Genomic DNA, 14,361 nt, shown 5'->3' with positions numbered 1-14,361 from the left:
CCTCTGCGAAAATAGTCGCAGAGGCCTTTTTTACTGTTGGGCAGAAGGGCTTAGAATTTAACCAGCATCTTCATACCAAAGCGGAACTCATCGTCAAGGTTGGCAATATCTTCGGCATCATTGCTAAGCGGAGTCGAGAACAGAATGTTTGGAGTGATCGACAACTGCTTGGTTGCTGCCCAGGTCAGGGATGCAACCGCTTCGGCGTTGTGAAAACCGCTGTAAGACTTAGCGTCACTGATCTTAACGGTGCTTTCGTCATTGTAGGAAGCGAGAGCGGAAAGACCGAGTTTCAGGCTTTTAGCAATTTTGAAGCCTTTGCTGATCTTGGCGGTCATGAACAGGCCGTTTCGGTCGGTATCGTAGTCGTAGTAAGCGGTGAAGGTCGGATTCAGTATGGTGTTGAATTTTGCGGAGATAAAGGCCTCATTGATGGTTTCTGCTGTTTCAGCGCTGAAAAGATAGGAAACGTTGCCGAGGGTCAGAGACAATTTTTTATTGAGCAGCGGCAGGGTGTAGGCGAGGGTGACATCGTTGCGCTTATTCTTCAGCCCCTTATCATCTTTAAAGTTATTGCCATATTTTCCCAGGATGCCGAGGGTGAAAACACCAGGACCAGCACCCTTCATGTTGATTCCAGCGATGGTTACACCCTGGAAATCGGTGGTTGGCATAGTGTCCATACCGCGGAAGCTGGCCATGTTGTTAATGGCGACACCAACATTACCTTTGAATTCGATCTCAGCAAAGGCAGATGCAGCACAAAATACGCTGATCATCAGGGTCATTACAGTAAGAATGGTAAACTTTTGGCAACTTTTTTTCATTTCAACCTCACAGACGTTTTAGGGCTAATTGCCCTGGGATAAAATACTACACGTGCACCAAATAAGCGCAGGTAGTCACACTATTAGGGGTGTCTAATAGCGAATTACGGCGGGAATATACAGTAGTAAGTTGGTGATATCAATACTTTTTGTGTGCCTTTGTGGTGGTTTTTGTACTTTTTTACTATGTTAATTATGGTGTCCTTGTGATTTTCAATAGATAGGGGGTGCTAATGAACGAGAAAAACTTTTAGTGTCATCAATGATAGGAGGATTGTTGACTAAGTATTCGGAAATTCTAAAGATATAGATTTCTGTCTATTTGGAAGCTGCGAATGAGCTGATGTTTACTCGCCTTTGTAGCCTCCTCCCACTCTTGCCCAGCCTTGAAACTTAAACAAAATGTTATAGTTATCCTTATCTCCAATTCGACACTTGCGGGAGCACGTTATGCCGACAAAAAAAGTTCAGTTTACGAATGCAGCGAATGAAGTACTGGCGGCCTTTCTGGAATTGCCAGTCGGGCAGGATCCTCAAGCGTATGCGATCTTTGCCCATTGCTTTACCTGCAGCAAAAGCATCAATGCGGCGGTACGGATTAGCCGAACACTGGCGCAACAGGGGATAGCGGTCTTGCGTTTTGATTTCACCGGTCTTGGCGCGAGTGAAGGTGAGTTTGCCAATACCAATTTCTCCTCCAATGTTGATGATCTGCTGCAGGCGGCTGAATTTCTCAAAGCCGAGTATGAGGCGCCCGCCTTGCTGATAGGTCATTCGCTTGGTGGTGCCGCAACACTAAAAGCTGCCGGGCAAATCGATTCTGTTCGCGCAGTTATTTCAATCGCTGCCCCGGCGGATCCGTCCCATGTTTTACATCATCTTGCCGAACAAAAAGAGGTCATCGAGCGTACTGGCGAAGCAGAGGTCAGTCTTGCTGGTCGTGTCTTTAAAATAACCAAGCAGTTTCTTGATGATCTGCAGGAACAACGATTAGAGGAGGTTGTTTCCCGACTGAAAAAACCGCTACTGGTGATGCATTCTCCATTGGATCAGACGGTTTCTATCGATCACGCAGCGCGCATTTTCAAGGCGGCAAAACATCCCAAAAGCTATATCTCCCTCGATACCGCAGACCATCTTCTTTCGAATGAGCAGGACGCACTCTATGCTGGGATGATGGCAGCAACCTGGGCCTGCAAGTTTCTTGGTACTGAGCGCGAAGATCCGCAGATTGTTCAGCCTGAAAATAAGGTCGTTGCTCGAATTGAGAAGGGGTTTCGCACTGAGATCGTCGCTAATGGACATCCTTTGACGGCTGACGAGCCGCTTGCTGTCGGGGGCACTAATGCGGGACCCTCTCCCTATGATTTAGTGGTCGCCGGGGTCGGAGCTTGCACCGCAATGACTCTGCGCATGTATGCAGATCACAAGAGCTTACCGCTGCAATCGGTTACGGTGACACTGACGCATAAGAAAATCCACGCCACAGATTGTCTCGAGTGTGAATCGCAAAGCGGTAAAATTGATCGGATTGAACGCGATATTTCCATCGTTGGTGATTTGAGCGATGAAGAACGTCAACGATTGCTGCAGATTGCCGACCGCTGCCCGGTTCACAAGACTTTGCATTCGGAGGTCAATATTGTCAGTCGTCTGGTTGACTGACCTCTGTCTGTCGGTCTGCACAGCCCAAATGTTACCGAAAATTCCCTTGCAACGCATCCCTGTTACGACTATAGTCGGCGTCTTTTGTGCCAAATCTCAGCTAGTTATAAAGGAGTCAAATGTTCGAGTTTATCGCCCGTAAATCGGCTAATTTCAAAGATGATCTACTGTCTGGCTTAACCGTTGCCCTGGCCCTGGTGCCGGAAGCGGTTGCTTTTTCGTTTGTCGCCGGGGTTGACCCGCTGGTCGGGCTCTACGCCGCGTTTATGGTTGGTTTGATTACCGCGGTCATCGGCGGTCGTCCGGGGATGATTTCCGGTGCCACCGGGGCACTGGCCGTGGTGATGGTCTCCCTGGTTGCCGATCATGGTGTCGAGTACCTGTTTGCTACGGTGGTACTGATGGGGATCATTCAGATCAGCGCCGGTGTGCTGCGTTTGGGTAAATTCGTGCGTCTGATTCCGCATTCAGTGATGCTCGGGTTTGTTAACGGCCTGGCTATCGTCATCTTTCTCGCTCAACTTGGGCAGTTCAAAATGGCCGATGACGCCGGTATCATGCAGTGGTTGCAGGGAACGCAGCTCTATTTGATGCTTGGTCTGGTGCTGTTGACCATGGGGATCATCCACTTTTTGCCGAAATTGACCCGCGCCGTGCCATCGTCTTTGGCGGCGATTTTAATCGTCACTGGACTCGCCCATGGCCTGAATCTCGACACGCGGATGGTCGGTGATCTTGCTTCGGTCGCTGGTGGCTTGCCGCAGTTCCATATTCCGATGGTTGATTTGACCCTCGATACTATAATGATCATTTTGCCTTATGCCGTTATTCTAGCTGCCATTGGCCTGATTGAATCGTTGATGACCATGACTCTGGTCGACGAACTGACCGAGACCCGTGGTCGTGGTAACAAGGAATGTATTGGTCAGGGTGTTGCCAATGTGGTCACCGGTTTCTTTGGTGGTATGGGCGGTTGTGCGATGATCGGTCAGAGTATGATTAATATCAGCTCCGGCGGACGTGGACGGCTCTCTGGCATTACCGCTGCTTTGAGCTTGCTGGCTTTTATCGTCTTGGCTTCCAGTCTGATTGAGATGATTCCTTTGGCCGCGCTGGTCGGGGTTATGTTTATGGTCGTCATTGGCACCTTTGCCTGGTCAAGTTTACGTATTCTCAATAAGATTCCGCGCAGTGACGCCTTGGTCCTGATCCTGGTTTCCGGGGTGACAGTGATTTCCGATCTGGCGATTGCCGTGGCAGTTGGCGTGGTGGTGTCGGCGTTGGTGTTTGCCTGGGAAAGTGCCAAGCGGGTCGATTCGCACAGCAGTCTCGACGAGCAGGGAGCAAAGATCTACCGTTTGAGCGGGCAGCTGTTTTTCGGTTCAATTCAAAGTTTCTACGATCAATTTACTCCGCAGGATGATCCGCAGCAGGTGGTGATCGATTTTAGCGGTTCACGGGTTTGCGACCATTCCGGCCTTGAGGCGATTAGTAGCTTGACCGAGCGCTATCTGAATCAGGGCAAAAAGCTGCGCCTGAAGGGGCTTAGCGAGGAGTGCCGTACCCTGCTCGATAATGCTGGTAGTATGATCGAAGTTAATCTGGAGGATCCACGCTACCGGGTGGCGACAGACAAACTGGCATAAAATTATTCGCTTATCAAAAATTAAAAGGGATTGCTCAGCTGAGTAATCCCTTTTTTCGTTTTTAAATAAGTACTAATGGTTGCTTTGCATCAGGCGTTCCATCAGTTACAATGGCCAGTGAACATTATCTGTTTTGGAGTGAAATAACAGTAACCGGGAGTTGAGATGAGCGAAAACTATGTGACGGTCAAGCAGTTGATTACCCGGATGCAAAAGGAAAAAAGTTTTCCGACGATTTCGCAACATATCACCGAGCTTAATTCGAAGGCGGCACCGAACAGCGAATCGTCAGCGAATGAGCTGGCCGCTCTTATTCTGCGGGATTACTCCCTGACCAGTCGTTTGCTGAAAGTCTCCAACTCGGCCATGTACGGTCAGTTTTCCGGCACCATTTCGACAATATCGCGGGCCGTCGTGGTGCTAGGCTTCGAGCAGGTCCAACTGACCGCTGCCGGGCTGATCTTTTTTGAGCATCTGCAGGATAAATCTAAATCTCACTACGTCAAGGAAGCCGTTCTTTCTGCGTTTTTAAGCGGTATCTTGGCCCGGGACCTGGCCAAGAACATGAGCCTTGAAGGTTGGGAAACCTTTTATATCGGAGCGATGTTTCACAACTTCGGTCGTCTTTTGACGATGAATTACTTTTCTGCAGAGTTTGCTGCCTACCAACAGCTGCAGGCGACAGAAAAGCTTGACGAGGAAACTGCCGGTCGCAGGGCTTTGGGGGTCTCCTTTACCGAGTTGGGGATTGGGGTCGCCAAGTCGTGGTGCCTGCCTGACCAGATTATTATCAGTATGAAACTTCCTCAGGAAGGTGAACTGAAGGAGGACATCAAAAAGGTAAACCACCAGCAGGTGCTTCCCCGGTTTGCCAATGAACTTTGTGATATCACTATGAATGTGCCGCCGGCCGAGCGGCGAAGTCATCTGGTCAAAGTGTTGAACAAGTACCGTAAAATTTACCCTGTGCGTGAACATGAAATTGTCGTCATGATGGACGATGCCATCAAGGAAATGCAGAAATTCACCGACGTGCTGAATTTTGACCGTAGCGACCTCAAGCGGCTGGACCAGCGTAGTTTCAATGCTACAGATGAGGCACTCGATACTGAAAATACGCCGGTTATTTCGGATCAGCAAGCGGCCGTGACCCTGCACAAGTTTGAGATTTCTGACCAAGATCAACAGTCGCATCGCGTCACCACTGCCGAAGAGCGAAAGCAACATTTGCAGGGCGGTATCCAGGAAGTTATGAATGTCATGCTGGATGATTTTACTCTCGATGATATTCTCGGAATGATATTGGAGACTATTTTTCGGGGGATCGGTTTTGACCGGGTGGCGATTTTTTTTAAAGACCCACGTTCCGAACAAATGCAGGCCCGCTACGGCTTGGGGCCAAACAGCGCTAAAATTATCAAGAATTTAAGTTTTCCGGTAAACTCTGAATCCAAAGACCTGTTCAATATGGCCCTGCACGACAATAAGGATTTATACATCGGCAACATTGCCGAAGTTGAGGTCCGCGATTATAGGCCGAACTGGTTTGAAGGGCCGATATTTTCACCCAGCTTTGCCATCTACCCGATTGTCATCAATAAAAAGGGGATCGGCCTGATCTACGGCGGTCATAATGAGGCTGGCGAACATCTTGACCGTGAGCAGCTCAACGCCATGAAAACCCTACGAAATCAGGCTGCGCTGGCTATTAAGCAATGCTTCGCTGGATCGTAAGGCGATTTCAAAGGTCTTTCTGCGATAAGTGCAGCCGCTGTCGTTAGTCGCTTTGGACTACGACAGCGGTTAGGCTACCCACCTTTTTGTTGTCATCAGTTTGAACCAAAAACCTTTTGCAGGATATCGGTGGTTCGCTTGAGCGGATCTTGCCGAATGGCCGCTTCCTCTTTGGCCAGATAAAAGAAGATGCCACTGATGCCCTTGTCGACAACATGGGTGGTCAGGTCGGCTTTTACATTTGGGACAAATGGAATTGAACTGTACTGCCCCATCACGGCATCATAGGCCTGTACCGCACCGACCTGAGCCATGCTGTCCGAAACTAACGGCTTCATCGCCTCTGCCAGTGGTTGTGACATTTTTCCCTGAAAATACTTTGTCGCAGCGTCTTCCGGTCCGTTATAGATATTCTTTACGTCATCGACACTCATCTCCTTGATCGAATTGAAGAACAGCTGTTTGGCTTGTGGGGTCGCTTGTTCAGCAGCTCGGTTTAATTTTAGCTCCAGATCGTCCAGCATCGCCGTCTGACCGATTGTTCCGAGGGCCGTGCGGACCTTCTGAAAGGTTGCCGGCAGCGGGATGTGGATGTTCGAGTCGGCGTTAAAGCCGTCCGCCTGGCCTAGCTGACTGACAACCCGTTCGGTACCAACCTTTAGTGCGTCCTTCAGTCCGGCGCCAATTTCACTATCGGTTAAGCTGGTCAGGATCGAATCCTGCTCGACGGTGTTTTTCTGCAATAAATCCTTGCCCGTCTTAAACCAGTCGAGTGCTGATGTATCTTGTGGGGCCAAGAGGATTAGGCCGACAAATATGTATGCAGCTATCGATCCAAGCGTTTTGACTATATTTAGTATTCTGATTCTTCCCATGAGTTGACTCCTCTGCTTTAGCCATCCACGGCATTGATTCAAAAAATCACCTACCCAAGTAAGTATAAACGGATAAGGAATGTTGAGAGGCAGTGTATTGAAAAAAAGATTTTTTATAACGTAGTCGTGACGTCGCCGATTCAATGATTCCAATTGGCAATCGGTTGGCGTCATGCCGCTTGTGTGCGAAAAAATAACATATGAGTGTTGCGACAACACCAAGCTATCGTAGAAATAACGTAAGTTTGCTTGATTAGCCACCTTGCATGGTGTATAAGTATCTTCAAATTATTAAGAGCTAATCCGGCGGGTTGGCGGTTGGTGATGGTCTTAATCTGAACTTTGTCAGGTAGGTAACGCTATAGAAGTCTTTTTCTTTCAATAATCGCAATAATCCGGGGGGATGAAAGTATTGTGATAAAGGAGATTGCATGTTCAAAAACTTAAGTCTTGGGGCAAAGCTGCTCATCTTTTTCCTGCTGGTAGGAATCCTTCCTTTTGCCACCTTGGGAATCATTTCCCTGAACAAGTTTGAAACATCGCTAACGGATCAGGTCAGCGCGAGTCTGGCGGGTTTCGCCGAGTATAAAACGCAAAGTTTGGAGGGCTGGCTTGAAGATCGGAAAAACGATATCCACAGTAAGCCGTTGATGCCGTTTTATGTCGATGCTGTGCGTATTTTGCAAGACAACGATCGCCAGGCGGCTGCGAAGATGAAAGAAAAGGTCCTACATGAGTTTGGTGTTAACTACAAGCTGCATGGTGACTTTAACGATATGAAAATCATCGATCTTGATGGCAATATTCTGGTCAGCCGTCTTGGTAATTATAACAACGTAAAAAACAGCAGCTGGTTTCAGGCTGCTCTGGTTAATGCCCGAAAGACGGTCAAGGGGAGCAAATGTCAGGATTTATATATCAGCCCCATTGAATTCTGTAAGGAACAAGGCCTGCCGAGCGTCCATTTTTCTCACATGATCCGTGATCGAAAAACGTTCAAGCCTTTGGCGGTGCTTGTTGCTGGAGCTAACGTTGAACACGTTATGACGATTGTTAAGAACAATGTCGGCATGGGGAAAACTGGAGAATCGTTTCTGGTCGGGCCGGATATGATCATGCGCAGTAACATGGCGCATGAAGCCACGCCGACCATTTTCGAGAAGCGCATAGATACCGAAGGGGTCAGGGAGATTTTTGCCCAGCGTGAGACACAGCGTGGTAAGGGGTACTGTAAAAACTGGATTTATGAGAATCACGAAGGCGAGAAGGTTTTGGCCCATAATCACTATTTTGCTGGCCTGGGTGTTGCGGTTATCAGCGAAATCGAGCTGGATGAGGCATTGGCTGCCGTCAGTGCCAGTCAATGGCTGATGGTGATTATCGGTGGTTTTGGGCTAGCGGCAATTATCGCTGTGGCTTTGCTGATTACCCGTTCGGTAACTGTCCCAATTAGTAAGACGGTAGGGATGATTGAAGCGCTTCAGTCCGGCAATCTGGATAACCGCCTGCATCTCGAGCGCAACGATGAATTGGGGCATTTGGGCAAGGCGATGGACAATTTTGCCGACAGCTTACAGCATGAGATCGTTGCCGCCTTTGACAAGTTGGCCGCAGGAGATTTCACTTTTGAGGCCGAGGGGCTTATCAAGGATCCTCTGGCCAGGGCTAACAGTAAACTCAATGAACTGATGACCCAGATCCGCTTGACCGGAGAGCAAGTTTCTTCTGGCACCACCGAGGTTTCCTCGGCGAGCCAAGCCCTTTCCGAAGGGGCTGCGTCGCAAGCCAGTTCTTTGGAGGAGATTGCTGCGTCGATGCAACAACTGGCTGCGCAAACCGGACAAAATGCGGAACACGCCAATCAGGCCAATGGTCTTTCCAATGAAGCGAAAGAGATCGCTGAAAAGGGGAGCGGACATATGTCAGAGATGATGGCCGCGATGAGTGAAATCAACGAATCGGGGCAGAGCATTTCCAAAATCATCAAGGTTATCGACGAGATCGCCTTTCAAACCAACCTGCTGGCGCTTAATGCAGCAGTCGAGGCAGCAAGGGCTGGTCAGCACGGCAAGGGATTTGCGGTGGTTGCAGAGGAGGTGCGTAACCTTGCCGCTCGCAGCGCCAAGGCTGCCAGGGAGACCTCGGAGCTGATTGAAAGTTCAGTCACCAAGGCGGACAATGGGGTGCGCATCGCCGCGTTGACTTCCGAGGCGCTCGGTGAAATTGTCACCGGCGTCACCAAGGTTACGGAGCTGGTTGCCGATATTGCCAGCTCTTCTAACGAACAGGCGCAGGGAATCTCTGAAGTCAACCAGGGGTTGGGGCAAATCGATCAAGTCACCCAGCAGAATACTGCTCAGGCAGAGGAAACGGCAGCGGCGGCGCTGGAACTTTCCACCCAGGCGAACCAGCAGAAGCAGCTACTTTCGCGCCTCAGCCTTAAAGATGGCAGACAGTCTCCGTCAGCGTCCGACATTAGGTTTGTTGATCCGGAAGCGCGACCAAATGAAGCACAGTACAACCAACTAAGCCTTTGATTTATCGGCCCCGCTCCAAGTTTTGGAGCGGGGCATTTTTCTTGCCGCCTCAATTCGGATCGTTTCTGTAGAAATGGTTTGACAAAAAACCACCCCCTTTTTATAGTCGAAGCCGTTTTGCAACCCCTGATTTCAGCGGGTTTTTCAATTAAATTAGAGGAGAGATTAAAATGGCATCGACATTTAAAGTTGCAGTACTCCCCGGTGACGGTATCGGGCCTGAAGTTATGGCTGAAGCATTGAAAGTGCTGGATGCTGTCGAAAATAAATATGATGTAACTTTCGAGCGTACCCTGGCCAACGTCGGCGGTGCTGGTATCGACAAAGAAGGCAAGGCGCTGCCTGATACGACGGTGGAAATCTGCAAGTCGTCCGATGCCATTTTGTTCGGTAGCGTCGGTGGGCCTAAGTGGGAAAGCCTGCCGCCGGATGAGCAACCAGAGCGCGGTGCTCTGCTGCCGCTGCGGAAGATCTTCGGCCTGTTCTGTAATCTGCGCCCGGCAATCATCTTTCCGGCTTTAACCGGAGCTTCGAGCCTGAAAGAGGAAGTCATCGCGGGTGGTTTCGATCTGCTGGTGGTGCGTGAGCTGACCGGTGGTATTTACTTTGCTTCGCCGAAGGGGATTGAAGGCGAAGGTCCGGAGCGCACCGGTTTTGATACCATGAAGTATTCTGATGCTGAAGTTGAGCGGATCAGCCATGTCGCTTTTGAAGCTGCTCGCAAGCGGGGCAAAAAAGTATGTTCCATCGACAAGGCCAATGTGCTGTCGACTTCAATTGTCTGGCGCGAAACAGTTGAGCGGGTTGCTAAGCAGTATCCCGATATTGAACTGTCACACATGTACGTTGATAATGCCGCCATGCAGTTGGTGAAGTGGCCGAAGCAGTTTGACGTTATGCTTTGCGGTAACATGTTCGGTGATATCATTTCCGACGAAGCCGCGATGTTGACCGGGTCGCTTGGCATGCTGCCCTCCGCATCTTTGGCGGAAGGCTCCTTCGGTATGTACGAGCCGTCCGGTGGTAGTGCCCCTGATATTGCTGGGCAAGGTATTGCCAATCCGATTGCACAGATCCTTTCGGCCTCAATGATGCTGCGTTACTCCTTCGCCATGATCGAGGCAGCCGATGCACTGGATGCGGCAGTAGAAAAAACCCTCAACGACGGTTATCGTACCGGTGATATCTCCCAGGGCGGCGCGGGCGAGAAAAAGGTCAATACTGTAGAAATTGGCGATGCGATCATCGCTCGTCTGTAATTTAGTTTGAATCTGGGGTTTTCGCACCTCATGGCAAAGCTGGAACAGGGCAGGGGGCGGTCATCGCCCCCTGTTGTCATTTATGCAGAGCGTAGATAGATTCAATCCAGGGGCTTTTCGCGCCGGCGATAGCTATTTGCATCTGCTCGATTCACGGTTGAAGCTGTTGCTACTGCTCGGTCTGATCGCCTGCCTGTTTTCAGCGACTTCGCCCTTGCGGCTGTTGCTGTTGTTTGCGCTCTGGTCGGCAGGGGCCATTTTTTGCGCTAATGCCTTGCGTGACAGTTGGCGCGTCGTTCGTTTGTTGCGCTGGTTGCTGCTGTTTACCCTGCTGCTGCATCTTTTCTTCACTCCCGGGCGCACTCTGCTTGGCACCAGCTGGTTGTCTTTAGATGGCTTGCTGCGTGGCTTGTTGGTCGATGCGCAAATGGTGCTGGCGGTATTTTTCTCTCTGCTGTTGGCCTGGACAACCAAACCGGAGCGGTTGGTCTGGGGTATGACGGGATTGCTTGCCCCTTTGCAGCGTTTCAGGCTGCCGGTTCGTGAGGCGGGTGGGTTGCTGTTGTTGGTATTGCAATTCTTTCCTCTGATTCGCGAAGAGGTGGCCCAACTGCAAGCCGAAAATTCTCTTGCCGATGAGCATTGGCTGGGGCGGATCAGGCAGAGGGCGGCGCTTGTTCGTCCGCTTTTATTGCGTCTGGTCGATCGCGCCGACCGGCTGGCGGTTGAGCTTGCTGCCGGCAAACAGTCGGACCTGAATGAGGAGCCTGCCGAAGATCGGCGCCTGAGTCGCTTCGATTGGTTTTTTTTCTATTGTGGTTTATTGATGCTCCTGTTGCTTTGGATGGTATAAGATGGCAAGGATTAAGCTGACCATCGAGTATGATGGTACGAGTTATGTTGGTTGGCAGGTGCAGCCCAATGGGGTTTCGGTGCAGCAACGTGTTGAACTGGCATTGGCGCAGTTGCTCGGTGAGCATGTGCGGGTTTATTCTTCCGGTCGCACTGACGCCGGGGTCCACGCGCTGGGGATGGTGTGCCATCTGACCACCAGTCGCGAACTGCCGATTAGCGCCTGGCGGGACGGCGTGAACCGATATCTGCCGGATAGCATTGTTGTGCGGTGCGCGGAAAAGGTTGGCGAAGATTTTCATGCGCGCTTTAATGCGAAGGGGAAACGCTATCGCTATACGATCCTGCAGGATGAGATCCGCTCACCGCTGCATCGGTTTACCAGTTGGCAGGTTCGGCAAGTTCTCGATCTTCAGGCGATGCAGAGTGCCGCGCAGCAATTTGTCGGCGAGCATGATTTTGCCGCTTTCCGAACCAGTGGTTGCGCCGCTGAGACGACTCGGCGGGAAATTTTTTCCGTAAATCTGCTCGAAGAAGGGCAGTTGTTGCATATCGATGTGTCAGGCAGTGGCTTTTTGAAGAATATGGTCCGGATGATGGTTGGCATTTTAATCGAAGTTGGCCGTGGGAGACGCCCAGTAGAGGATGTCTCAACGCTGTTGTCTAGTGGGCTCGATGTCGGTCCCGCATTGACAGCTCCGGCGCAGGGGTTATGTTTGATGGAGGTTTGGTATGGAGACTCATTGCAACGAGAAAAGTAATACAATTTTTGCGGAAGAATTACCTTGACACCCTAGGGTGATTCGGATAGTTTTACCGCTTTGTAAGCCCCACAACCCTAAGAGTTTTTAAGTCTGGAGAGGACGCGATGAGTACTCAGATCGCTAAAGAGCAAGATATCAACAGAGATTGGTTTGTATTCGATCTTGAGGACGTTGTCCTCGGTCGTGCTGCAACTGAAATTGCCCGTGTTTTGCGCGGTAAGCATAAGCCGATTTTTACCCCGAGCGTTGATACTGGTGATTTCGTTGTCGTGCTGAATGCCGATAAGGTCAAACTGACCGGCAACAAGTTGGCCGACAAGAAATACTATCATCACTCTGGGTACCCTGGTGGTATTCGTGAAATTACTGCCGAGAAGCTGCTAGTGAAGAAGCCTGAAATGGTTCTTCAGGCCGCTGTCAAAGGGATGCTGCCCAAGAATAAACTGGGTCGCAAGATGTTTAAGAAACTCAAGGTCTACGCCGGTGGTGAACATCCTCATGCCGCCCAGCAGCCTAAAGAACTGAAGATTTAGGAGATAGCTAGATGGCTGAGCAGAAGTACTACGCAACTGGTAAAAGAAAAACCTCGATTGCCCGCATTTGGGTGAAGCCCGGTACTGGTGAGATTACCATTAACAAGCGTACCCTCGATGAGTTCTTCGGTCGTGAGACCTCGAAGATGGTCGTGCGTCAACCGCTTGAATTGACTGACAATATGGGCAAATTTGACATTTCTGTCAATGTCTGTGGCGGCGGTGCCTCCGGTCAAGCTGGTGCTATCAAGCATGGTATAACCCGTGTGTTGCTGGACATTAATCCTGAACTACGTGCAGTGCTGAAGAAGTCGGGTTTTATCACCCGCGACAGCCGCATCAAGGAACGGAAAAAGTACGGCAAGCGTGGCGCTCGTCGGAGCTTCCAGTTCTCCAAGCGTTAAGCGCAGCGACTGTTTACAGTCATCCTGTTCGATCAAAGAGGGAAGCCCGGTTGGGTTTCCCTCTTTTTTTATCAATGGTCGACATTGTCATGTTCGAACGCTATTATGCGTACCCACAAATCAGGGTATAGTGCCCTTGCGTAGGGCGTGAAAAGTCGAGGTGAATTATGCTCAAGGTAGCTGTTGTCGGCGCTAGTGGTTACACCGGGGTCGAATTGCTCCGCTTGCTGGTTGGTCATCCGGAAATTGACATCTGTTGCGTGACGTCGCGACAACATGAAGGTCAGCCGATCAGTCAGGCTTTTCCGTCATTGACAGGTTTTTGTGATTTGGTTTGTGAGTCACTTGATGTCGCCGCTATCGCCGAACGGGCTGATCTGGTCTTTACTGCTTTGCCGCATAAGTCAGCCATGGAAGTTATCCCGGACTTTTTGTCCGCTGGCTGTAAGGTGGTTGATCTGTCGGCTGATTATCGGTTAACGGATCAGGCAGTTTATGAACAATGGTATCAGGAGCATTCCAGCCCTGAATTGTTGCAAGAGGCCGTTTACGGGCTCCCGGAACTGTTCCGCAGCGAGATTGGAGATGCCCGTTTGGTGGCAAATCCGGGCTGTTACCCTACCAGTGTTGCTCTGGGTTTAGCTCCATTGTTGAAAAATGATCTGATTGATCCGACCACGCTGATCGTGGATAGCAAATCCGGTGCCAGTGGTGCCGGGCGTAGCGCTAAGCAGGGGAGTCTCTATTGTGAAGTGAATGAGGGGTTCAAGGCCTACGGGGTTGCCAGTCATCGCCACACGCCGGAAATTGAACAGACTCTGTCGCGTTTGGCTGGGGCGGCTGTGCAGGTTAACTTTACTCCGCATTTGCTGCCGATTAATCGCGGTATCCTGTCGACCATGTATGCTTCTTTACGGACTTCGCAATCAACAACTGAATTGATTGAGCTCTATCGCCAGACTTATGCTGATGAATCCTTTGTGCGGGTGATGCCAGGTGGTGGCCTGCCGGATGTTGCCTTTGTCCGGGGGACAAACTTTTGTGATATCGGCCTGGTAAGTGACGAGCGGACCGGGCGGGTTATTGTTGTTTCGGCGATCGATAACCTAGTCAAGGGGGCGGCCGGGCAGGCAGTGCAAAACATGAATCTTCTCTGCGGCTTCAACGAGACGCTTGGGTTGGGGGTTGTGCCACTTTTCCCCTAGTTTTCAGTAATGAATAATCGTATCATGCACTGTTAATTTATTCTTATTCGTTACCGGAAA

The 14,361-nt window shown here is 50.4% G+C and carries 12 protein-coding genes; 10 read left to right on the top strand and 2 right to left on the bottom strand.

From position 1 onward, the window contains the following. Nucleotides 1-50: 50 nt before the first annotated feature. Nucleotides 51-827 carry a hypothetical protein gene (locus tag ACZ5PT_RS18390; protein WP_464264471.1) on the bottom strand — a complete coding sequence of 259 codons (777 nt, stop codon included), beginning with the start codon at nt 825-827 and terminating at the stop codon, nt 51-53. A gap of 450 nt (nt 828-1,277) precedes the next feature. Between ACZ5PT_RS18390 and ACZ5PT_RS18385 the strand changes: the two genes are divergently transcribed. From ACZ5PT_RS18385 to ACZ5PT_RS18375, 3 genes are all read left to right on the top strand, one after another. After that, on the top strand, nt 1,278-2,492 hold the full coding sequence (locus ACZ5PT_RS18385; RefSeq protein WP_464264470.1) for a bifunctional alpha/beta hydrolase/OsmC family protein: 1,215 nt from the start codon (nt 1,278-1,280) through the stop codon (nt 2,490-2,492). A 119-nt stretch (nt 2,493-2,611) separates the two neighbouring features. Further along, nucleotides 2,612-4,138 carry a SulP family inorganic anion transporter gene (locus tag ACZ5PT_RS18380; protein WP_464264469.1) on the top strand — a complete coding sequence of 509 codons (1,527 nt, stop codon included), beginning with the start codon at nt 2,612-2,614 and terminating at the stop codon, nt 4,136-4,138. Between the two features lie 165 nt (nt 4,139-4,303). Beyond that, a complete protein-coding gene (locus ACZ5PT_RS18375) occupies nt 4,304-5,872 on the top strand; it encodes an HDOD domain-containing protein (protein ID WP_464264468.1) in 1,569 nt (522 codons plus the stop codon). A gap of 95 nt (nt 5,873-5,967) precedes the next feature. Here the strand turns inward: ACZ5PT_RS18375 and ACZ5PT_RS18370 are convergent, their stop codons facing one another. Further along, nucleotides 5,968-6,747: a DUF4197 domain-containing protein gene (locus ACZ5PT_RS18370; RefSeq protein ID WP_464264467.1), complete on the bottom strand. Its 780-nt coding sequence runs from the start codon at nt 6,745-6,747 to the stop codon at nt 5,968-5,970. Between the two features lie 431 nt (nt 6,748-7,178). Here ACZ5PT_RS18370 and ACZ5PT_RS18365 point away from each other — a divergent pair, with 431 nt between their 5' ends. From ACZ5PT_RS18365 to argC, 7 genes are all read left to right on the top strand, one after another. Next, nucleotides 7,179-9,284 carry a methyl-accepting chemotaxis protein gene (locus ACZ5PT_RS18365; protein ID WP_464264466.1) on the top strand — a complete coding sequence of 702 codons (2,106 nt, stop codon included), beginning with the start codon at nt 7,179-7,181 and terminating at the stop codon, nt 9,282-9,284. A gap of 170 nt (nt 9,285-9,454) precedes the next feature. Next, nucleotides 9,455-10,543, top strand: a complete 1,089-nt coding sequence (leuB, locus tag ACZ5PT_RS18360) for a 3-isopropylmalate dehydrogenase (RefSeq protein WP_464264465.1) — start codon at nt 9,455-9,457, stop codon at nt 10,541-10,543. Nucleotides 10,544-10,625: 82 nt separating this feature from the next. After that, a complete protein-coding gene (locus tag ACZ5PT_RS18355; protein ID WP_464264464.1) occupies nt 10,626-11,396 on the top strand; it encodes an energy-coupling factor transporter transmembrane component T in 771 nt (256 codons plus the stop codon). Between the two features lies 1 nt (nt 11,397). Further along, nucleotides 11,398-12,156: a tRNA pseudouridine(38-40) synthase TruA gene (truA, locus tag ACZ5PT_RS18350; protein WP_464264463.1), complete on the top strand. Its 759-nt coding sequence runs from the start codon at nt 11,398-11,400 to the stop codon at nt 12,154-12,156. Nucleotides 12,157-12,263: 107 nt separating this feature from the next. Further along, a complete protein-coding gene (gene rplM, locus ACZ5PT_RS18345; RefSeq protein WP_464264462.1) occupies nt 12,264-12,692 on the top strand; it encodes a 50S ribosomal protein L13 in 429 nt (142 codons plus the stop codon). Between the two features lie 11 nt (nt 12,693-12,703). Continuing rightward, nucleotides 12,704-13,096 carry a 30S ribosomal protein S9 gene (gene rpsI, locus ACZ5PT_RS18340; protein ID WP_464264461.1) on the top strand — a complete coding sequence of 131 codons (393 nt, stop codon included), beginning with the start codon at nt 12,704-12,706 and terminating at the stop codon, nt 13,094-13,096. Nucleotides 13,097-13,263: 167 nt separating this feature from the next. After that, nucleotides 13,264-14,301, top strand: coding sequence for an N-acetyl-gamma-glutamyl-phosphate reductase (argC, locus tag ACZ5PT_RS18335; protein WP_464264460.1), 1,038 nt, complete (start codon nt 13,264-13,266; stop codon nt 14,299-14,301). Nucleotides 14,302-14,361: the final 60 nt, after the last annotated feature.

The organism is Desulfuromusa ferrireducens (genome assembly GCF_055389805.1).
The sequence above is the reverse complement of the archived record's forward strand: the minus strand, read 5'-3'. Positions and strand labels throughout refer to the sequence as shown.